Below are 22,535 nucleotides of genomic sequence, written 5' to 3' on the forward strand. Positions count from 1 at the left end.
TTTTGTATGAAAAAACAAATATAGAAATTTTAGTATTTAAATTTATTTGAATTTTCTTACAATTAAATAAAAAAGAGTAATATTGGTATGTTTTTTAAAATAATATTACATGCATTTTTTCAGAATCTTTTTGGTAGTTCTTCTTTTTTCAATTCAAACGCAATCTCAATCCAAAAAGTATAAAATACATACAATCACCTTTTATAATTTCGAAAATCTCTATGACACTGTAGATGATGCATTTACAAATGATGATGAATGGACTCCAAATGGAGCACAGCATTGGACAGCAGAAAAATATCAGCAGAAATTAAAGAATTTGGCAAGAGTGATATCAGAAATTGGAATGCCAGAAAACTCAAATGCGCCTACTTTAATTGGTGGAGCTGAAATCGAAAATCGAGATGTTTTAGAAGATTTAATCAAAGAACCAAAACTACAATCTTTAGATTTAGGAATCATTCATTTTGATTCACCAGATAAACGCGGTATTGATGTGGCCTTGCTTTATCAAAAGAAATACTTTCGTCCGACTTCTTTTTCGAATATTCCATTAATCATTTATAAAAAGGAAATTCCAAAAAAAGAGGAACAATCAGAAGTTTTAGACGATGAAATTGAAGTTAGAAAAGAAAATAAAAACCGGGTTTTTACCAGAGATCAGCTATTGGTTTCAGGATTTTTAGAAAATGAAGAAATACATATTATCGTAAATCACTGGCCATCTAGATCTGGCGGAGAAAAAGCAACGAGTTTATTCCGCGAAGCTGCAGGAAAATTGAACCGAAAAATTATCGATTCATTACAACAGATCAATCCGAAAGCAAAAGTATTGACGATGGGAGATTTTAATGATGGACCATTTAATAAAAGTATAAAAGCGGGGTTAGGAGCAAAGGGAACAAAATCTGAAATTGCTGAATTTGATGTTTTTAATCCGTTTGAAGATCTTGCGAATAAAGGTTTAGGAACCATTGCATATCGTGACTCTTGGAGTATTTTTGATCAAATTATCATAACAGCTTCTTTAGTTAAAACAGATTTTTCGACTTTTAATTTTTGGAAAGCAGGCATTTTCAACAGACCTTACCTTATTCAGAATTCAGGAGCATATAAAGGCTATCCGTTGCGAAATACATTGGCGGATGCTGGTTTTAGTGACCATCTTCCGGTTTATATCTATTTGATAAAAGAGTTTTAATGAGTTTTCACTATCTTAGCTTTTCATAAATTTTGAATAAAAATGGCTATAGCAAAACCTTTTAACCTGACACAATGGATTGACGAAAACCGTCATTTACTTAAACCGCCTGTTGGAAATAAAAATCTGTATGTTGATTCTGGAGATTATATTGTAATGATTGTTGCAGGTCCAAATGCTCGAAAAGATTATCATTATAATGAAACAGAAGAACTTTTTTATCAGTTAGAAGGAAGTATTAAGGTTGTGATTCAGGAAAATGGCCAACGTAAAGAAATGGAATTAAATGCAGGTGATATGTACTTACATCCTGCAAAAGTGCCACATTCTCCTGTTCGTTCAGAAGGTTCTATTGGTCTTGTTATTGAAAGAAAACGTGCTGGACAAGGTTTTACAGATGGTTTACTTTGGCATTGCGATAATTGTAATCACAAATTGTACGAAGTATATTTTGAACTTCATAATATAGAGAAAGATTTCCTTCCTCATTTTGAACATTTTTACAATTCAGAAGAATTAAGAACTTGTGATAACTGCGGAACTGTTATGGAAACTGATATTAGGTTTGTAGCGAAGAAATAATGTTAATTACATATAAAAATAACCCAACACTATTGTAAGCTTGTTGGGTTATTTTTTTTTAACGCTAAAAAAAGAAGATTGTATCATTTTTGAAGTATATTTGTATTACAAATAACTCATAGATATATCAAAAATGATACAAGAAATAATTGCATATAAAAATATTGTCGATAATATTGAGAGTTTAATGAACAAATCACCCTTTAAAAAAAGCTATATTATTGAGCAAGTTGGTATTCCAAGTCCAACGTTCTATCGTAAGTTAAAGACTCAGACTTTTTCTGCCGATGAAATGCTTTCTATTGCTAAAATTCTTTCTCCAGAAGAAAACTTTAGATTAGAATTAAAAGAGGAAATCGAGCAGGGTAAACGTGATCTCGAAAATGGAGATTTTATTACTCATGAAGAAATGCTGGCAGAATTAAGAAGTAAAAAACTTATATAGATTTACAAATCATGAGGATTTAAAGGTCGTTGGCGATTATTCCAAAAAGCAATCAGTTTTATTTGATTTTCTTTTATTGCATAATATAAAGTAATATGTTTTGAGATTACTATTTCCCGGCATTCTAAATCATCCCTATATTTTCCTATTTGAGGATTTTTTTCTAATAACTTATTTACTCTTAATACATCGAGAATAAATTTTTCTGCTATTAATGGTGACCAATATAATTCTAAATAATTTCGAATAGAGTAAAAGTTATATTTTGCTTTTTTTGACCAAACAATTTCCATTTAATATAATTTATTTGGCTAAAATATAAAAAATAACTTACAAAATATTTTCTACAACTCAAACTTTTTCCCTTGTTCAGGATAAATAATCTTCAATCTCAAATCATTTTGAGCTTTTAGTTGCTCTTTGATTTTTGCAATATTCTTTGCAGGAGGTTTTAAATGAGTAATGATAATTTTAAAGTTTTCAAGAGAACCTTTTCCCGCTAAATCTTCTAGAATATGAAGTTCTTTCATTAAATAATTTGGAGTTAAATGTCCGAACAAAAATTTATCTGGTTGTTCATTCGGAAATGAAACTTCAATAAAAATTCCTTTTAATTGTTTGGCTTTAACCAATGGAGCAACAGCTGTCCATAAATTGCGAAGATTATTGCTTTTTTCTACTTCATCTGGACCTGTATCACCTAAATACAAAGCATAATCATTGTCGTTTTTAATTAAGAAAGCAGTACTTTCAAAAGGATTAACATGGCTAAGAGAAAAAGCTGTAACTGTCATTTTGGTATTAGTTAAAGGAATTTCTTCGCCTAAATTTAAAGTTTGAAAATGGTATTTTTTTAAAGGAAAACCTGGACCTGCATCTCCAAAATTGGCCCAAGTCTGATCGTTGAAATAATGGTTTTCCATCATTTCCATGCATTTATTAGTTGCATAAACTGTTTTAGAAGAATCAGCAGGAGAATTTATAATTAATCCAGAAACATGATCCAAATGTGCATGAGAAATTAAATATCCTTTGATGTATTTTCGTAAAACTTCGTTTGTAGAAACTTTAAATGTTTTCTTTTCAATCGCTTTTTCAATTCCGGCGTTTATGGTTCCAGCGTCAAGACAGATATAATCAGTTGTATTTAATGGAGCAATTAAATAAGCTGAGAGATTTTTTTCGTCAATGCCTCCCATTACTCCTAATGGAACTACTGAAAAAGAAGTTTTTGTTTTTTGAGAAAATATATTGGTTGTTATTAAAAGAAAACAAAGGAGAAGCCGAATATAAGAGGTCATATTTTTAATTTTAAGTAATGCAAATTTCATTAAATAAATTCAATAATAAAGTTTCGTTTCTGTTAATACTATAAAATAAACTTAAATTTACGTTTATTTATAAATTAACTTCAATCGGAAATTAATTCTAAAACAATATCTTTACATAAAAATATAACAATTTTAACCAAAAAAGTTACAATGACAACAATAGCATCGCAATTTGGAATGAAGGAAGCTCTTGATAAATTGGGCATCAAGACCATAAATGAAGGAACATCCACAGGAATTAATAATTTTTCATCAGGAGAAGTTCTTGACAGTTATTCTCCAGTTGACGGGAAATTAATTGCTTCGGTAAAAATGTCAACTGCAGAAGATTATGAAAAAGCAATTCAGACAGCGGCAGAAGCGTTTAAAACTTTTAGATTGATTCCTGCGCCACAGCGAGGTGAAATTGTACGTCAGTTTGGAGAAAAATTGAGACAAAATAAAGAAGCTCTAGGAAAACTAGTTTCTTACGAAATGGGAAAATCATTGCAAGAAGGATTCGGAGAAGTTCAGGAAATGATTGATATCTGCGATTTTGCAGTTGGTTTATCACGTCAGCTTCACGGATTAACAATGCACTCTGAAAGGCCAGGACATCGTATGTACGAGCAATATCATCCTTTGGGAATTGTTGGAATCATTTCAGCGTTTAATTTCCCAGTTGCAGTTTGGTCTTGGAATACTGCTTTAGCTTGGATTTCTGGTGATGTTTGCGTTTGGAAACCTTCTGAAAAAACACCTCTTTGCGGTATTGCTTGCCAAAATATCATCGCTCAAGTTATAAAAGAAAATAATCTTCCAGAGGGAATTTCGTGCTTAATAAACGGTGATTATAAAATAGGAGAGTTGTTGACTGCAGATGATAGAATCCCGCTTATTTCTGCGACAGGTTCTACTAGAATGGGGAAAATTGTTGCTCAGACTGTTGCGGGGAGATTAGGTAAATCGTTGTTAGAATTAGGAGGAAATAATGCTATTATTGTTACTCCCGATGCAGATATTAAAATGACGGTTATTGGTGCTGTTTTTGGCGCTGTTGGAACTGCTGGACAACGTTGTACTTCTACTAGAAGGCTGATTATTCACGAAAGTATTTATGATAAAGTAAAAGATGCATTAGTGGCAGCTTACAAACAGTTAAGAATAGGAAATCCGCTTGACGAGAACAATCATGTTGGACCGTTAATTGATACTCATGCTGTTGAAATGTATGCTGCAGCTTTAAATAAAGTAGTAGCCGAAGGCGGAAAAATTCTTGTAGAAGGAGGAGTGCTTTCGGGGCAAGGTTACGAAAGCGGATGTTATGTAAAACCTGCAATTGCTGAAGCTGAAAATTCATTTGAAATCGTACAGCATGAAACTTTTGCTCCAGTTTTATATTTGCTTAAATATTCTGGTGAAGTAGAAAATGCGATAGAAATTCAAAATGGTGTTGCACAAGGTTTATCTTCTGCAATTATGACCAATAATTTACGTGAAGCTGAAAGATTCTTGTCGGCAACAGGTTCTGATTGCGGAATTGCAAACGTAAATATCGGAACTTCTGGTGCTGAAATTGGTGGTGCTTTTGGTGGTGAAAAAGAAACAGGAGGCGGACGCGAATCTGGTTCTGATGCATGGAAAATTTACATGAGACGCCAAACCAATACAATTAATTATACAACAAATCTTCCGCTTGCGCAGGGAATTAAATTTGATTTGTAATTGTACAAAATCTGAAAAAGGAGGGCTTCCAAATTTGGAAGCCCTTTCATTTTAGGTTAGTTAGTTTTACTTTTTAATAAGTGTTTGGTTAATTGATCCGTCTACAGTAGAAATTTTTGCTAGATAAGTTCCAGGAATTAAACTGCTCGTATCAATGCTTTCAGAACTTCCAGAGTTAATTACTAAGTTTCCAGAGATATTATAAATACGTACATTTTGTACTTTTTTCTCAGGGTCTGCTAAGTATAAAGTGCTTGAAAATGGATTCGGATATAGAACTATTTTCGCTGGCTCTGCAGTTGTTGCTGAATCAGTGACAGCGGCCATTTTTAAAGTCGTTCCACTGTAAACTGTACTGATATAAAATAAATTAGCAACAGATCCTTTAGTTATAGTATGAGAGCCCGCAGCAATTGAAGCCGTTACAATACCTCCAGACGCTGTGTATGAAACGTTGTCTACTTTAATAGTTCCCGTAAAGTTTGAATCGAAAACTAATGTTAACGTAGACGCACTTGTTGTTGTATAAGTTATGGATGTGCTTGTTTCGATTTTTAAACGCTCAGTCAATGTTAGTCCGTTGTAGGTTACAGACCCAGGAGTTGAATTCATGTTTCCTGTAATAGAATAGAATGTACTTGTTTTACCAGAAGTTGTGAAATTATGTAATTCAGATCCTCCGCCTGAACCTGTAGTAACTGTTATTGTTCCTGATGCCGTTACAGGAGTTCCTGCAGTGCCAGATGTTGTTACAGAGTAAGGTACATTTGCTGTTGGAGTTCCAGTAATTGTTATTGTTTTCGCAGTTGTATTTTTTACAAAAGACAATCCAGAAGCAGGTAAGCCAGTTACAGATGCATCTGTTGCGTTTCCGCCCCAAGTAAAGACGATTGAAGCAATAGCAGTTCCAGATGAAACCGTTTGGCTATTATTGCCACTAGAAGTTAAAGTTTGGCTTCCAGCAGCGGTAACTGTTACAGTTCCTGAACCAGTGGCTGGGGAACCACTAGTTCCAGAAGTTGCAATTGAGTACGAAACTGTTGCTGTAGGCGTACCCGAAATAGTTATAGTTTTAGCTGTTGCATTTTTTACAAAAGATAATCCAGAAGCTGGTAATCCTGTTACAGTCGCATCAGTTGCATCTCCTCCCCATGTAAATACAATTGAAGAAATTGCAGTACCGCTCGTAACAGTTTGGTTGTTGTTTGAAGCAGAAGTTAAAGTTAAAGTTTGTGTTCCAGCAGGTGGATTCCCTTCTCCTTGCACAGAAACTAATGTTCCAGTATAATTTGTAAGAGCTGTTTTTAATGCTGTAATAACTAAAGAAGAAGTATCATCTGTAGCATTGTTAAATGTCCATTTTAAATCTCCTCCAGAAACACGTCCTGCATATTGAGTCGTTTTTGTTTTTGCCGCGGCAGGAGTATCGATAGTTAAATTTTTTACATATAAATTAGCGTCAGTATCAAAGTTGTTGTACGTGTTAGCACCCGATTTAGATTTTACCGTACTGCTTACCACTTCGCCTCTTGTTGAAGCTACATAAGCATCAAAATCAGTTGTAGAGCTTATTTTTCCCGAGATATTGTACAACGGATTTGGATCATTGTAAGCTACAAAACGCATATTATTTGTTCCGTTTGAAGCATCAAAAGTATTGTTATAAGCTTTAATGCTTCCTCCGGCTTCTCCAGAAAAAGTTCCCATTGTCCCAGCATTATTCACCTGATTAGCTTCGTCCCAAATGTCAGAACCTTGAAGAGAAGTTAACATTGGGTGTTTACTGTTTCTAAAATAGTTTCCTTCAACAAAAAGTGAAGATCCCATAGTTGATCCTGCACCATATTTACAAACTCCGTCATAATAGTTGTTGTAAATATGTGCCGAGTAATATCGTACACGAGGATGACGAGAATCTGAATGGTCGAACCAGTTGTGGTGATATGTTACATATAAACCGGCGGTTGTTCCTTCGCTTAGACCTAAAAGACTTGCTTTTCCATTGTCCCAAAAGTGGTTATAAGACATGGTAATGTAAGTCGAAGTTTTATTGTCTAATGCTCCATCGCCTTTTATTTGGTCAGCATCGCTTCCTGCATTTCCGTAGAATAAATCACAGTTGTGAACCCAAACGTGATCATTGTCTTGTTGCATTCCCACGTTGTCGCCTGCAGTACTGTCGCAGTTCATAAATCCAAGATTGCTTACTTCTATGTTTGAAGCCGATTTTAATCGAACTCCCCATCCGTTTGCTACAGCATCGTCTCCAATACCTTCAATGGTAACGTAACTTGAAGCATTATTTGCGTTTTCAATAACAACGTCACCACCTTCCATTACAGTCATGTCAGTAATATTTCCGATTAGACGGATAATAAACGGACGAGTGTCTTTTCCTTTTTTAATGGCATAAAGAATATTTTGTAAACCAATGCATGGATTCGCACTTGCTCCAGTAATATTCATCGAAATTGTATTTTTGGTATTTTGAGTGATGTAAAGAATTACGGCATTATCTTTAGGTGTTCCATCTGCCTTGTATCCTCCAGGAACGCGGCCACCTTCAAAGGCAAATCCGTTTCTGTCATGTGCGACTACCGTTAAACTGCTTGTTGTAGTTCCAGTTCCTTCAGTACCGTTTATAACGGGTTTTACTTTTACAGTGTAAGTTCCGGCTTTAAGTCCTGGAATATCAGCACGAAAGTAAGAACCATAACTTCGGATAAGCTGGTCGTCAATTTTTTTGTCTGTAAGTCCATTTCCAGTGTAGTAAACATTGTAGGTTTGGGCACCACTGACTGGTTGCCATTTTACAAAAGCAGATTCTAGCCAGCCCGAAGCTTCATTAATAGTTTGGGCCCATAATTGGACTGTCATAAGAAATACAGCCACGAAAAGTAGGTTTTTTTTCATAAGGTTTGTTTAAGATAGTTAATAAAATAAGTAAGTGGTTTTTACTTACGATTCCAAGTGGTTTTATTGTAATCGATTACACAAAATTATATATTAATTTTTAATACGATAATTTTTTTACAAAAAAAGAGAGGATACGTAAAAAATTTTGCTTTTAAAATATTAAAAATGTAATTAATTACATTGATTGTAATTTATTGCATATTTCATATTGAGTACGGAAAGCCGTATTTTTCTCGCTTTTTTAAATTTTAAAGATTAAACAAAAAGAAGAAAAAGAAGTTGCTATTTTTTTTTATTACATAAATTACATTTTAAAATTTAGTAGGAAATAGATTCTTTTTGTGTTTTAGCTATTCCCAGAAGATTTAATTAGAATATTGAATTGATATTCAAAATTTAATCGATAGCAATAAAAAAAGCCCTTTTGATTTTACTCAAAAGGGCTTCTAATTTTATAATTAGGACAAACTAGTCTCTGCTTGCAAATTTAGATAGAAGTCTTAAGAATTCGATGTATAACCATACCAATGTGATCATTAACCCCATTGCTCCATACCATTCCATAAATTTTGGCATTTTTTCTCTTGCGCCTTTTTCAATTAAATCAAAATCTAAGAAAAGGTTAAGAGCTGCTACAATGATTACAAAAACACTAATACCAATACTCATCATAGAATTTCCATAATGAACAGGCGTCCAGCTTGTAAACAATGATACAATCCAAGAAATTAAATAATAAGTCGCAATTGCCAAGGTTGCAGCAACAACAACAGATTTGAATTGTTCTGTAACTTTAACAATTCTAAATTTATATAGACCAAGACAAACCAAGAAAGTAACCAAAGTTGCTCCAACGGCGTTGATTACAATTCCCGGAAATTTCAATTCAAATATTGCAGAAATACCTCCTATGAACAATCCTTCAAATAAAGCATATCCTGGTGCTAGGTAAGGAGAGGCCTGTGGTTTAAATGAAGAAACTAATACAAGGATAAAACCAATAATTGCACCTCCAATTGTAGGCAGCATAGGGTTTATTCCGTTAAAAGTCATCCACCATGTCACCATAGCTGCACCACATAAAATAAGAAATAAGATTGCTGTTTTGTTGATGGTTCCAGATACCGTCATCTCTTGATTGTAATCAATGATCTGAGCTTGGTGTACTTCTGTTCTTGGTTCAGCATTTGATGAAAAACGCTTACTATTTAAAAATGGATTTTTTGAATTAAAGTTCATATTGTAATACATTTAATTGAACTCAAATATATGGAGATTTTTTGAAGTGCAATTATTGGAAAGAATTTTTTAACATGAATTTCTCTTCTTATTTAAAGCATAAAAAAAATCCACTAAAATTAATTTAATGGATTCTCGAATATTTTGAATGAAGAGGCTATCTTATTTCAATAAGTCTAAAACTAATGATGGAAATAAACCTAACGCAATGTTTAAAGCAATTGATACTACAGCTGTAGCATAAATTAAGAATGGTCTTCCTGTTCTTTCCTCGTTTGGTTCTTTTGAATACATCGCGATGATTAGTTTGAAATAATATCCAACACTAATGATAGAGTTGATTACTGCTACAATTACTAAACCAATATATCCTGCTTGAATAGTTTGATTGAATAAGAACAACTTAGCAAAGAATCCAGAAAAAATAGGAATTCCGGCCATTGATAATAATGAAGCTGTAAGGATTGCAGCTAATAACGGATTTGTTTTTCCTAAACCATGGAAGTTTGTTATGTCTTCGTTATCACGATCTCTACAAACATATAAAATAACACTGAAAGCTGCGATTCCAGCTAGTGCGTATGCAGTAGTGTAATATAATAAAACTCCAGCTGAAGCTGAAACCGTTAATAGCGTCATTAACATGAAACCTGCATGAGAGATTCCAGAGAAAGCAAGCATACGTTTTACGTTTACTTGTCTTAATGCCATAATATTACCAACAGACATTGAAGCAATTGAAATTATAACAACGATCACTTCAAAAGTGTGTAACAAATCTTGATTATCTAATGAAGAAATGAAATTCATACCAGCAATCAATTTAAATAAAGTTGCAATTGCTACTACTTTTGCCAATGTACTCATTAACGCAGTTGTTAAAGCTGGAGAACCTTCATATACATCTGGAGCCCAGAAGTGAAAAGGAACAGCAGCTACTTTAAATAACATTCCTACAACCATTAAAATCATTCCGATTGGGAACCAGATTGGCAATTCTGCAGAAAGTGCACTTTCGTGAATATCACTAATGTCAAAACTTCCCATTGCACCATAAATCAAACAAATTCCGAATAAGATAATTCCTGAAGCAAATGATCCCATTAAGAAATATTTCATACCCGCTTCGTTACTCTTTATATTCAAACGATCGCTAGCGGCAAGTACATATAAAGCGATAGATAAAATTTCAATTCCTAAGAAGAACATAGCTAAGTTTCCAAAAGAAACCATTGCTACAGCTCCAGCTAGTAAGAAAACTTTAATAGCAACATAATCAGAAATTTTAGTTGGGTGATTATGGTAAAAATTATGGCTTAATGCTACAAGGAAAATAGTCAAAACGATAAACAATGATGAAAAAGCTGTTGAAAACTTACTCACTGCTATCATGTTGTTGTAATAACTTTGTTCTGTTCCAAATTCACAGTAATTAAGTGCCAATACACCTATTAAACCCAGAATGGTAATAGGAATGATGGCCTTTCTTAAATTAAGAATTTCAAACAATAGGCAGAAAATACCCAATCCTGTTATAGCTATTAATGTATTCATTTTTATCTTTTTGATTTAGGATCTCAGTTCTTATGTGTAATCCTAATTTATTTTTTGTTTAAAATATTAGTTCTTATTGATAACTTGTAAAATGTTTTCCAAGCTTGGTGTAATCAAATCTGTGATTGGTTTTGGATAGAAACCAAAGAATAATAAAACAGCAATAATTACAGCAAATGAAATTCCTTCGTTAAGCGTAACATCAGCAAAAGCTTTAGAATTAGTTTCGCCTAACATTACGTGCTGGAACATTCTTAACATATAGTAAGCTCCCAAAATAATTGTAGTTCCACCAAGAACAGCAAACCAGATATTGATTTGAGATAAACTGTATAATACTGTAAACTCTCCAACAAAGTTAAATGTACTCGGTAATGCAACAGAAGCTAATACTAAGATTAAAAACATTGAAGTGAATTTTGGAGATTGAGCACGAATTCCACCCATTTCACCAATTTCTCTAGTTTCGTATCTTCTGAAAATTACTTCAGCTGCAAAGAATAATCCTACTACAACAAAACCGTGAGCGATCATTTGCATAACTGAACCTCTAAAACCATCAAGAGTTAAAGTGTAAGATCCTGCTGCAATTAATCCAACGTGAGCAAGAGAAGAGTAAGCTAATAATTTCTTTAAATCTTTTTGTCTCAATGCCACGATTGATCCGTAGATAACACCAGCAATTCCTAAAGCGATAAAGATATACATGTATTCTTTAGCAGCGATTGGCGCAAGTGGCAATTGCCAACGAAGAACGCTGTACAATCCCATTTTAAGCATGATACCAGATAAAAGCATTGTTCCAACTGTTGGTGCTTTTTGGTACACATTTGCCTGCCAAGTGTGGAAAGGAATGATTGGAATTTTGATAGCATAAGCTAAGAAGAAAGCCAAGAAAATCCAGAATTGCTCGCAAGCAGATAAATTTACTTTGTATAAATCTTCAATTAAGAAAGAACCAGCTTTTGTGTATAAGTAAATAAAAGCAGTCAACATGAATAATGAACCAGCAAGTGTGTAAATAAAGAATTTAACCACTGCTTTTCTGCGCTCTTCAGCATCGCCATTACCCCAGATCAAGGCAATAAAGTAGATTGGAATAAGTGCTAGCTCCCAGAAGATATAGTATAAAAGACCGTCAGCTGCTAAGAAAGTTCCTGCCATAGCAAAAGCCATAAACAAGATTAATCCATAAAAGCCTTTTGCATTTTTATATTCATTTCCAAAAGAAGAAAATATAATAATCGGAGTTAAAGCTACGGTTAATAAAACCATTGCAAGTCCAAGTCCGTCACCATTTAAAGCGAAAGAAATTTTTGGCTGTGTAATCCAACTGTTGATTATGCTGATGTTTTCGCCAGCATTATAATTATTCAATAATACAATTGAACATCCTAAAGCAGCTAAACTAAAAAGTAAAGCAACTTTTGAAGCTAGTTTGTCACCAGAAAAGTAAGTGGCAAATGCACCAATTAAAAGTATAATTAATATAGTAGAAACGTTCATAGTAATAATATTATTGAGCTAAAAATATATAGGAAACAATTGCACAAAGTCCTAAAACAAAAACAAATAGATATAACCCTATACTTCCGGTTTGTAATTTTTTTCCTTGGAAAGCAATTTCGTTTGCTATTTTACCTAATCCAAAAACAAGAGCAGATAATCCTGTCTCGATATAGTCTCTAAAGAATTTAGATAAACTATTAATTGGCTGTACAAATACTGCGTCGTAAACTTCGTCTACATAATATTTGTTGTATAACACTTTACTTAAACCAGTAATGTTTTCATCAGATTCTGGAACATTATCTTGTTTAAAGTATTTTACATACGCAATTAAAATTCCAAGTAATCCGCCTAAAACTGCAACACCCATTAAAGTGTATTCAGTTGTGCCTAAATGGTGTTCTTCGCCAGCTACTTTTGTGAAAAGAGGAGCAAGATAACCATTCAACCAGCTGTTTCCAGGTAAACTGATTAATCCACCAAAAGTTGCTAAAATAGCTAAGATGATAAGCGGAATAGTAATTAATGAACCACTTTCGTGTAAGTGATGTTTTTGCTCTTCAGTTCCTCTAAATTCTTTGAAGAAAGTTAAGAACATTAAACGGAACATATAGAAAGCTGTCATGATAGAAGCAACCGATCCAATAACGTATAATGGAATGCTGTGGTGGAATGCTGTCAATAAAATTTCGTCTTTTGAGAAGAAACCTGAGAAGAATGGAACCCCAGAAATGGCTAATGAAGAAATCAACATAGTCCAGAAAGTGATTGGCATTGCTTTACGCAAACCTCCCATGTTGCGCATATCTTGCTCTCCGTGCAATCCGTGAATTACAGATCCAGATCCTAAGAATAAACAAGCTTTAAAGAAAGCGTGTGTGATTACGTGGAAAACTGCTACTTCATAAGCTCCAAATCCTAATGCTAAGAACATTAAACCTAATTGTGAAACTGTAGAGTAAGCCAATACTTTTTTGATATCGTTTTGAACTAATCCAATTGTAGCAGCAACTAATGAAGTGATTGCTCCAATAATTGCGATTACAGATTGAACGTCTGTTGCAAGGTCAAAAACAAAGTTTAATCTTGTTACCATGAAGATACCAGCAGTAACCATCGTAGCCGCGTGGATCAATGCAGAAACTGGAGTTGGTCCAGCCATCGCATCAGGTAACCAAGTGTATAACGGAATCTGAGCAGATTTACCACAAGCTCCAATGAATAAACATAAAGCCGCTAAAGAAAGTAATGGTAAATTTAAGTTAGAAGCTCCAGCAATTGCAGTTTTTAAAGTTGCGTAATCTAATGTTGAGAACATTGAACCAATGATGAACATTCCGATTAATAAACCTAAATCCCCAATTCTGTTCATGATGAAAGCTTTTTTCGCAGCGTCATTGTAATCTTGGTTATTATGCCAGAATCCAATTAATAGGTAAGAACAAAGTCCAACACCTTCCCATCCGATGAAAAGAACTAATAAGTTACTTCCAATTACAAGTGTGATCATAAAGAAAACGAACAAATTCAAGTAAGCAAAGAATTTGTGCATGTTTTCGTCATCATGCATGTAACTGATAGAGTATAAGTGAATCAAAGATCCAATTCCAGTTACAAAAAGTAACCAAAGAACAGATAATTGATCTAATAAAAATCCAAGATTGATTTTTAAGTTGCTAATTTGAATCCAATCAAATAAAGTAACTTCAATTCCTTTTCCAGTTGAAGTTATTTGATTAAAAAGTAAAAGAGAAACTACAAAAGAAATTGCTACGGCAATAGTTCCGATTGCACCAGAAACTGTTTTTCCTAAGCTTTTTCCAAAAAAGACATTTACTAGAAAACCTAGTAAAGGAGTTAAAACTAAAATTAAAGCTAAATTGGTATCCATTTCTGATTATCCTTTTAAATTTTTTAAATTATCGATACTGATTGATCCGATATTTCTAAAGATAGAAACTAAAATGGCCAATCCTACCGCAACTTCGGCTGCAGCAACCGCCATCGAGAAGAACACAAAAACTTGTCCTTGCGCATCTTGATGATAAGTTGAAAAAGCAACAAATAAAAGGTTTACCGCATTCAACATAATTTCGATAGACATGAAAACGATAATAGCATTTCGTCTGTACAATACACCAAAAATTCCAATACAGAAAAGTACAACACTTAAAAAGATGTAGTTTTCAATACCTATTTGATTTAATATATTACCCATTATTTATTTAATTTTTCTTTTTTAGACAATAGAACTGTTCCAATCATAGCAACCAAAAGCAAGATCGAAGCAAACTCGAACGGAACCATATATTCGTCCAATAAAATTTTACCTAAAACTTTAATTGATTGGAAATCTTCTCCAGTAGAATCGTATTCACCCACAATTGGTTTCGAGTTGATAAAGATTGTAATTAAAACAATCAATATTAAACAGAAAGAAACAATAGCACCCAAACGTGTAATTCTAGGACGGTGAACTTCTCGCTGTTCGTTCAGGTTCATCAACATGATGGTAAACAGGAACAGGATCATAATAGCTCCGGAGTAGACTATTATATGGACAACAGCTAAGAACTGAGAATTTAATAGTAAATAATGGCCAGCGATAGAAAAGAAACATATTACCAAGTAGATGGCACTATGAATTGGATTTCTGCTGAAAATAGTCAAGAAAGCAGTAATAACGGTAATAAACGCTAAAAAGCAAAAGATAACTTGAATAGTTGTTGCGTGTGCAAAATCAGGAATATGTATCATTTAGTTAGCGTTTTTAAGTTGAGCGTTTTTCATAGCCATTTCTAAAGGCATCACTAATTTATCTTTCCCGAAAATGAAATCTTCTCTATTGTAATTAGCAGGAACCAATACTTTAGATTCTGTTAAGTAAATAGCGTCTTTTGGACAAGCTTCTTCACATAGACCACAGAAAATACAACGAAGCATATTGATTTCGTATATTTCAGCGTATTTCTCTTCTCTATATAAATGTTTTTCATCAGGCTTACGTTCTGCAGCTTTCATAGTGATTGCTTCTGCAGGGCATGATAAAGCACATAATCCACAAGCAGTACAGTTTTCACGGCCTTGCTCATCACGTTTTAACATGTGCTGACCACGGTAAACTGGACTCATTTCACGAACCTGTTCTGGGTAATGAATGGTAACTTTTTTTCTGAAAAGGTGTTTTACAGTAATAACCAGACCTTTTACAATCGCCACAAGATACAATCGCTCAACAAAAGACATGTCCTTATTTGACACTACCTTTTTTCTACCCGATAATGATATAGTTTCTATTGACATTTTTACTATTATAGTTTATGATTTGCAATTTGAAATCAATCAAATTCAAAATCTATTTTGTTTTTTATTTGAAGCTTATTACGGTTCTTAGAATCCTAAAGCTGCTGCAATATCGTGTCTTAAAATAACAACACCTGTAATCATGATATTAATGATCGAAAGCGGGATTAAAATTCTCCATCCTAAGTTCATTAATTGGTCATATCTAAATCTTGGAATTGTCCAACGTACCCACATGTAGAAGAAAATAAAGAAACATATTTTTATAAATAATGCTCCAATTCCTAGTAAGTTCGCTGTATTTACACCAACATTTTCTACCATCCATTGCATTCCTGGGTAGTTGTATCCACCAAAGAATAATACAGAAATAATAGTAGAAGAGATAAACATACTTGCGTACTCAGCAAATAAATAGAATCCCATTTTCATTGACGAATACTCTGTATGGTAACCTCCAATTAACTCGTTTTCACATTCTGCCAAATCGAAAGGAGTTCTGTTTGTTTCTGCAAATGAACAGATTAAGAAAATTAAGAATGATAAAGGCTGATAAAAAACATTCCAGTTCATTCCTTGCTGTTGTAATGAGATTTCTTTTAAACTCATTGTTCCAGTCATCATCAATAAAGCAATTATTGATAATCCCATTGCAACCTCGTAAGAAACCATTTGAGAAGCTGCACGAATAGCTCCCATTAAAGAGAATTTGTTGTTAGAAGCCCATCCACCAATCATGATGCCGTAAACTCCAACAGAAAGGACTCCAAAAATGTATAATATAGCAATATTTACGTCTGTAGCCTGAAGAATAATATCTCTTCCAAAAAGGTGTAAACGATCTCCCCACGGAATTACAGCACTAGTCATTAAAGCTGTACTCATTGCAATTGCCGGACCTACAACGAATAAAAATTTATTTGGTGTATTTGGGAAAAATTCTTCTTTAGAGAATAATTTCATACCATCTGCAAGTGGCTGTAATAAACCTCCCCATCCAGCACGGTTTGGTCCAACACGGTCTTGCAAGAAAGCAGCAACTTTACGTTCTGCCCAAGTAGAATACATTGCCATGATCATTGTTACCGCAAAAACGACAACAATTACAACACTCTTTTCTATAATAAATGCACTTTCCATTTCTTAAACTTTTTTATCATTATCAGTTAATGGAATCGCTGCCATACTAATTTTTTTACGATCAATATCTCTACCTAAAAGAATGTTCTTCTCAGTATCGATTTCAACTTTCTCTAATTTCTGAGTGTAGTTATTTTGGTTGATAACAGAATCTTTTTCAAATTCTCTTGGTCCTTCAATAACCCAATCATCAACATTTTTATGATCAAAACGACAGCTGTTGCAGATGAATTCTTCTACTTCATGATATTCGTCTTTACGACCAGTTACACGTTGAATTTCTCCACCAAACATCCAAACTGTAGTTTTACCGCAACATCCTGGAGTTGTACATTCTCTGTGTGCGTTATAAGGTTTGTTAAACCAAACTCTTGATTTAAAGCGGAAAGTTTTATCTGTTAAAGCTCCAACTGGACAAACGTCAATCATGTTTCCAGAGAACTCATTGTCGATTGCTTTAGAGATTCCAGTTGAAATATTAGCGTGATCTCCACGATCTAATACTCCGTGAACTCTGTTGTCTGTCAATTGATCTGCAACTTGTACACATCTTTGGCATAAAATACAACGGTTCATGTGAAGTTGAATATTTGGACCAATATCTTCTGGTTCAAATGTTCTTTTTTCTTCAATGTAACGTGATTTCGGATTTCCGTGCTCAAAACTTAAATTTTGTAAATCACATTCACCAGCCTGATCACAAATAGGGCAATCTAATGGGTGATTGATTAACAAAAATTCTGTTACAGATTTACGGGCTTCAGTTACTCTTGCAGACGATTTACTGTTTACTTCCATGCCATCCATACATCCTGTTACACAAGATGCCATTAACTTTGGCATTGGTCGTGGGTCAGCTTCACTACCTTTAGAAACTTCAACTAAACAACAACGGCATTTTCCGCCACTGCCTTTTAATTTTGAGTAATAACACATGGCTGGTGGTACCAAATCTCCACCAATCATACGTGCAGCCTGCAGGATCGTTGTTCCTGGTTCTACGTCTATACTTTGACCGTCTATGGTTACTTTCATCTCTTATTTTGTTTTTTTAGTTTCAGGTTTCAGGTTTCACTGCCGATAGCTATCGGTATTGAAACTAAAAAAACTTGAAACTTTAAACTATTTTTTTAAACTGTTTGTTTGCCAACTAAATGTTTTACCTGAGAAAAAGGCTCAGCTACAAAGTGATCTCTATTTTTAATTTTTTCTGGGAAACGAACGTGATATTCGAATTCATCTCTAAAGTGACGAATTGCCGCAGCTACTGGCCAAGAAGCAGCGTCACCAAGCGGACAAATTGTGTTTCCTTCAATTTTACTCTGAATGCTCCACAATAATTCGATATCTTCTTCACGGCCTTGACCGTTTTCGATTCTCCATAAGATTTTTTCTAACCATCCCGTTCCTTCACGGCATGGAGTACATTGTCCGCAAGATTCGTGGTGGTAAAAACGAGCAAAGTTCCAAGTGTTTCTTACAACACAAGCAGTATCGTTGTAAACAATAAATCCTCCAGAACCTAACATAGATCCAGTAGCAAAACCACCATCACTTAAAGATTCGTAAGTCATTAAACGGTCTTCGCCATTTGCTGTTTTGAAAATCAAGTCAGCAGGTAAGATTGGCACAGAAGAACCTCCTGGTACAAATGCTTTTAATGGACGATCAGAAGACATTCCTCCTAAATATTCATCAGAATTCATGAATTCGTCAACACTTAAACCTAATTCAATTTCATAAACCCCTGGATTTTTAATATGTCCTGAAGCAGAAATTAATTTAGTTCCAGTAGAACGTCCAATTCCAATTTTAGCATAATCATCTCCAGAATTGTTTACAATCCAAGGCACAGTCGCAATTGTTTCAACATTGTTTACCACAGTTGGATTTGCCCAAAGACCAGAAACCGCTGGGAAAGGTGGTTTAATACGAGGATTTCCTCTTTTGCCTTCCAATGATTCGATTAATGCTGTTTCTTCTCCACAGATGTAAGCTCCAGCTCCACAGTGAACGTGAAGTTCAAGATCATAACCTGTTCCTAATATATTTTTTCCTAACCATCCGGCAGCTTTTGCTTCGGCGATTGCTCTTTCTAAGATTTTGAAAACCCACATATATTCTCCACGGATGTAGATATAAGATAGGTTAGCGCCCAAAGCGTAGCTTGAAGTAATCATTCCTTCGATCAATAAGTGAGGAATATATTCCATCAAAAATCTATCTTTGAATGTTCCAGGCTCAGATTCGTCGGCATTACACACTAAGTGTCTTGGTCTTCCTGATTTTTTGTCAATAAAGCTCCATTTCATTCCTGCAGGGAAACCTGCACCACCACGACCACGTAATCCTGATTTTTTTACTTCTTCAGTAACTTCATCTGGAGTAAGTGTTTTTAAAGCTTTTTCTACAGAAGCATAACCACCATTTTGGCGATATACTTCGTAGGTTTTAATTCCAGGAATATTGATTTTATCTAATAATATTTTTTGTGACATCTTATTTATCGTGTAATATTATTTTATCATCTCTACAATCAGCAATGATCTGATCGATTTTCTCTTCTGTTAGTTTTTCTTTGTAGAAATCTCCCAATTGCATCATTGGAGCGTATCCGCAAGCACCTAAACATTCTACACCAGCAATAGTGAACATTCCGTCTGGAGTTGTTTCACCCATTTTAATGCCTAATTTTTCAGAAGTATAATCCATCAAATCTTCGGCACCTCTTAAACAACAACAAGAAGTTTGACAAAACTCAAACATATACTTACCAATTGGCTTCTGGTTGAACATCGTATAGAAAGTAACTACTTCATAAACCTCAATTGGTTTTATTTGAAGAATCTCAGCAACTTTATCTTGCAATTCAATACTAAGCCAGTTGTTATGTGCATCCTGAACTTCATGCAAAACAGGCAGTAAAGCCGATTTTTGTTTGCCCTCAGGATAATGACTGATCAATTCATTGATGCGGTTCATCAATGCCTCGGTCATGTTTATTTCTTGTTTGTAATGTTTACGTTCCATTTTTAATTTTAGATTTTAGTCCCGATAGCTATTGGGATAGATTTTAGATTTTTTTAATCTTGATCTATAATCTATGATTCTTCAATCATTGTTTAAGTTTTAGATTCTTCAATCTGAATTTTTCAATTCCTAATTATAATTTTAAATCTAAATTCTAAAATCTGCATCCTCATTCAGCAATCTAAAATCTATAATCTAAAATCTACAATTTGTTAGGCGTCTAATTCTCCTGCAATTACGTTCAAACTTGAAAGAATGATAATTGCATCAGAAAGCATGGCACCTTTAATCATTTCTGGGAATGCTTGATAATAAATAAAGCATGGTCTTCTGAAATGTAATCTATATGGAGTTCTACTTCCGTCTGTTACTAAATAAAAACCAAGTTCTCCATTTCCTCCTTCTACTGGGTGATAGATTTCTGCAACTGGTACAGGAACTTCTCCCATTACGATCTTAAAGTGATAAATTAAAGATTCCATAGAAGTGTAAACATCTTCTTTTGGAGGAAGGTAGTAATCTGGAACTTCAGCGTGATATTCATTTCCTGGAGGCATTTTTTCTAATGCCTGACGAATAATGCTTAAACTTTCCCAAACTTCAGCATTACGAACACAGAAACGATCATAAGTATCGCCTGATTTTCCAACAGGAACAATAAAATCGAAATCTTCGTAAGATGAATAAGGTTGCGCTACACGTACGTCGTAATCAACACCAGCAGCACGTAAGTTTGGACCTGTAAATCCGTAAGCCATTGCTTTTTCAGCAGTGATTCCACCTACGTTTACAGTTCTGTCAAGGAAAATTCTGTTTCTCTCGAATAAGTTTTGGAATTCCTGCCAAACTGGAGGAAATTCTTCAAGGAATTTATCTAGTTTTTTGAAAACTTCTGGAGACCAGTCTCTTTCAAAACCACCTATTCTTCCCATATTTGTTGTCAAACGAGCACCACAAATTTCTTCGTAGATTTCGTAGATTTTTTCTCTAAATTGAAAAACGTATAAGAAACCAGTATACGCACCAGTATCTACACCCAAGATTCCGTTACAGATAATATGGTCTGTAATACGAGCCAGCTCCATAACGATAACTCTTAAATATTGAGCTCTTTTCGGAACTTCAATACCTAATAGTTTTTCTACTGTCATCCACCATCCCATATTATTAATAGGAGATGAACAATAGTTCATACGGTCTGTAAGAGGTGTAATTTGGTAAAAAGGACGATTTTCGGCAATTTTTTCAAATGCTCTGTGGATGTAACCAATAGTTGGCTCAGCCTCAAGAATTTTTTCACCATCCATCAATAAGATATTTTGGAAAATACCGTGTGTTGCAGGGTGAGTTGGACCTAAATTCAGTACAGAAAGTTCGCTTCCGTCGTCGTTTAGTCTCTCCTTAATTATTTTAGCATAACGATGCTCTGGTGGTAATAATAGTTCTGACATTTTATAATGTTGAATTATTTTTTAGCAATTTGATGTTGTTCTTCCGAAGAATCTATCATCCTTATCTGTTCTTCCGCTGTCTTCCATTGGGAATTCTTTTCGCATTGGGTGAGACTGCATTTCGTCCATATTTAAAATACGTTTCAACTGAGGATGTCCTATAAAGTTAATCCCAAAGAAATCGTAAGTTTCTCTTTCCATCCAATTGGAAGACAAGAAAATATTTGAAACCGATTTAATTTCTGGTTTTTCTCCGTTTAGGAAAACTTTGATTTTTAATCGTTTGTTTTCGTACCAGTTGTGTAAATGATAAACAACTGCAAACTGACGTTCTGTTTCGTTATCCGGATAGTGAATGCCGCATAAGTCAGTTAAAAAATGAAATTTTAATTCTGGATCATTTTTAAGGAATAGAATCAACGGTGTGATTTTATCGGCCGAAGCTTCTAAAGAAAAAATATCTCTTTCTTGTTGAAAGTTAAAAACATCATTATTGAATGTTTCTACAAGTTTGTCTTGAATTTGGGTATTTTCTAAGGCCATCTTATGAGATATTATATGAAGCTAATAATTCTTGGTATTCAGGTGAGCTTCTTCGTCTCACAGATTCGCTTTTTACCAATTCCTGAAGTCTCATAACTCCATCAACAATTTGTTCTGGTCTTGGCGGGCATCCTGGCACATAAACATCAACTGGAATTACTTTGTCAATTCCTTGTAGAACAGAATACGTATCAAAAACTCCTCCTGAAGAAGCGCAAGCTCCAACAGCAATTACCCAGCGAGGTTCTGACATTTGCTCGTAAACTTGTCTTAAAATAGGAGCCATTTTTTTAGAAATAGTTCCCATTACTAATAACATATCGGCTTGTCTTGGCGAGAAACTCACACGCTCAGAACCAAATCGAGCTAAGTCATAGTGAGATGCCATTGTTGCCATGAATTCGATACCACAGCATGAAGTCGCGAAAGGAAGCGGCCATAATGAGTTGGCTCTTGCTAAACCAACAACATCACTAAGTTTTGTAGCGAAGAAACCTTCACCAGTAACTCCTTCTGGCGGCGCAACCATATTTACTTTTGAATCGCTCATTTTATTTTAGATTGTAGATTTCAGATTTTAGATTTTT

At 34.2% G+C, this 22,535-nt stretch carries 21 protein-coding genes; 4 read left to right on the forward strand and 17 right to left on the reverse strand.

Annotation, left to right across the window (positions count from 1 at the left end):
• Positions 1–109 precede the first annotated feature (109 nt).
• The 3 genes from DMB71_RS18670 (at position 110) to DMB71_RS18680 (ending at position 2,228) form a co-directional block, all read left to right on the forward strand.
• A complete protein-coding gene (locus tag DMB71_RS18670) occupies positions 110–1,201 on the forward strand; it encodes an endonuclease/exonuclease/phosphatase family protein (protein WP_111368830.1) in 1,092 nt (363 codons plus the stop codon).
• A 42-nt stretch (positions 1,202–1,243) separates the two neighbouring features.
• The gene (locus DMB71_RS18675; protein ID WP_111368831.1) at positions 1,244–1,783 is read left to right on the forward strand and encodes a 3-hydroxyanthranilate 3,4-dioxygenase; all 540 of its coding nucleotides are present in this window, start codon (positions 1,244–1,246) and stop codon (positions 1,781–1,783) included.
• Between the two features lie 133 nt (positions 1,784–1,916).
• A complete protein-coding gene (locus DMB71_RS18680) occupies positions 1,917–2,228 on the forward strand; it encodes a hypothetical protein (protein WP_091128812.1) in 312 nt (103 codons plus the stop codon).
• A 2-nt stretch (positions 2,229–2,230) separates the two neighbouring features.
• Here DMB71_RS18680 and DMB71_RS18685 read toward each other — a convergent pair whose 3' ends face one another.
• Together DMB71_RS18685 and DMB71_RS18690 are read right to left on the reverse strand one after the other, a co-directional pair.
• Positions 2,231–2,521, reverse strand: a complete 291-nt coding sequence (locus DMB71_RS18685; protein WP_111368833.1) for a type II toxin-antitoxin system RelE/ParE family toxin — start codon at positions 2,519–2,521, stop codon at positions 2,231–2,233.
• 51 nt (positions 2,522–2,572) lie between these two features.
• Positions 2,573–3,529, reverse strand: a complete 957-nt coding sequence (locus tag DMB71_RS18690) for an MBL fold metallo-hydrolase (protein WP_111368834.1) — start codon at positions 3,527–3,529, stop codon at positions 2,573–2,575.
• Positions 3,530–3,709: 180 nt separating this feature from the next.
• Here DMB71_RS18690 and amaB point away from each other — a divergent pair, with 180 nt between their 5' ends.
• Entirely contained in the window at positions 3,710–5,263 is a 1,554-nt protein-coding gene (gene amaB / locus DMB71_RS18695) for an L-piperidine-6-carboxylate dehydrogenase (RefSeq protein WP_111368836.1), read from the forward strand.
• Positions 5,264–5,329: 66 nt separating this feature from the next.
• Here the strand turns inward: amaB and DMB71_RS18700 are convergent, their stop codons facing one another.
• From DMB71_RS18700 to DMB71_RS18770, 15 genes are all read right to left on the reverse strand, one after another.
• A complete protein-coding gene (locus DMB71_RS18700; protein WP_111368837.1) occupies positions 5,330–8,176 on the reverse strand; it encodes a pectate lyase family protein in 2,847 nt (948 codons plus the stop codon).
• Positions 8,177–8,647: 471 nt separating this feature from the next.
• A complete protein-coding gene (locus DMB71_RS18705; RefSeq protein WP_111368839.1) occupies positions 8,648–9,418 on the reverse strand; it encodes a Bax inhibitor-1/YccA family protein in 771 nt (256 codons plus the stop codon).
• 162 nt (positions 9,419–9,580) lie between these two features.
• On the reverse strand, positions 9,581–10,972 hold the full coding sequence (locus tag DMB71_RS18710) for an NADH-quinone oxidoreductase subunit N (RefSeq protein ID WP_111368841.1): 1,392 nt from the start codon (positions 10,970–10,972) through the stop codon (positions 9,581–9,583).
• A 66-nt stretch (positions 10,973–11,038) separates the two neighbouring features.
• A complete protein-coding gene (locus tag DMB71_RS18715) occupies positions 11,039–12,478 on the reverse strand; it encodes a complex I subunit 4 family protein (RefSeq protein ID WP_111368842.1) in 1,440 nt (479 codons plus the stop codon).
• A gap of 10 nt (positions 12,479–12,488) precedes the next feature.
• Positions 12,489–14,372 (reverse strand): NADH-quinone oxidoreductase subunit L, encoded by a 1,884-nt coding sequence (gene nuoL, locus DMB71_RS18720; protein ID WP_111368844.1) that lies wholly within the window; start codon positions 14,370–14,372, stop codon positions 12,489–12,491.
• 6 nt (positions 14,373–14,378) lie between these two features.
• Positions 14,379–14,699: an NADH-quinone oxidoreductase subunit NuoK gene (gene nuoK, locus DMB71_RS18725; RefSeq protein ID WP_008466103.1), complete on the reverse strand. Its 321-nt coding sequence runs from the start codon at positions 14,697–14,699 to the stop codon at positions 14,379–14,381.
• Entirely contained in the window at positions 14,699–15,238 is a 540-nt protein-coding gene (locus DMB71_RS18730; protein ID WP_111368846.1) for an NADH-quinone oxidoreductase subunit J family protein, read from the reverse strand. The genes nuoK and DMB71_RS18730 overlap by 1 nt, the downstream gene beginning before the upstream one ends.
• Entirely contained in the window at positions 15,239–15,784 is a 546-nt protein-coding gene (locus DMB71_RS18735; RefSeq protein WP_111368848.1) for a NuoI/complex I 23 kDa subunit family protein, read from the reverse strand.
• A gap of 87 nt (positions 15,785–15,871) precedes the next feature.
• A complete protein-coding gene (nuoH, locus tag DMB71_RS18740; protein WP_111368849.1) occupies positions 15,872–16,924 on the reverse strand; it encodes an NADH-quinone oxidoreductase subunit NuoH in 1,053 nt (350 codons plus the stop codon).
• A 3-nt stretch (positions 16,925–16,927) separates the two neighbouring features.
• Positions 16,928–17,959: a 2Fe-2S iron-sulfur cluster-binding protein gene (locus tag DMB71_RS18745; RefSeq protein WP_111368851.1), complete on the reverse strand. Its 1,032-nt coding sequence runs from the start codon at positions 17,957–17,959 to the stop codon at positions 16,928–16,930.
• Positions 17,960–18,054: 95 nt separating this feature from the next.
• Positions 18,055–19,422, reverse strand: a complete 1,368-nt coding sequence (gene nuoF, locus DMB71_RS18750) for an NADH-quinone oxidoreductase subunit NuoF (protein WP_111368853.1) — start codon at positions 19,420–19,422, stop codon at positions 18,055–18,057.
• A 1-nt stretch (position 19,423) separates the two neighbouring features.
• The gene (locus tag DMB71_RS18755) at positions 19,424–19,954 is read right to left on the reverse strand and encodes a complex I 24 kDa subunit family protein (protein WP_057115709.1); all 531 of its coding nucleotides are present in this window, start codon (positions 19,952–19,954) and stop codon (positions 19,424–19,426) included.
• A 212-nt stretch (positions 19,955–20,166) separates the two neighbouring features.
• Positions 20,167–21,405: an NADH-quinone oxidoreductase subunit D gene (locus DMB71_RS18760; RefSeq protein ID WP_111368854.1), complete on the reverse strand. Its 1,239-nt coding sequence runs from the start codon at positions 21,403–21,405 to the stop codon at positions 20,167–20,169.
• 21 nt (positions 21,406–21,426) lie between these two features.
• Entirely contained in the window at positions 21,427–21,948 is a 522-nt protein-coding gene (locus DMB71_RS18765) for an NADH-quinone oxidoreductase subunit C (RefSeq protein ID WP_111368856.1), read from the reverse strand.
• A gap of 1 nt (position 21,949) precedes the next feature.
• Entirely contained in the window at positions 21,950–22,498 is a 549-nt protein-coding gene (locus tag DMB71_RS18770) for an NADH-quinone oxidoreductase subunit B (protein ID WP_111368857.1), read from the reverse strand.
• Positions 22,499–22,535: the final 37 nt, after the last annotated feature.

Source organism: Flavobacterium tistrianum (genome assembly GCF_003254545.1).
GTDB classification, from domain to species: Bacteria; Bacteroidota; Bacteroidia; order Flavobacteriales; family Flavobacteriaceae; genus Flavobacterium; species Flavobacterium tistrianum.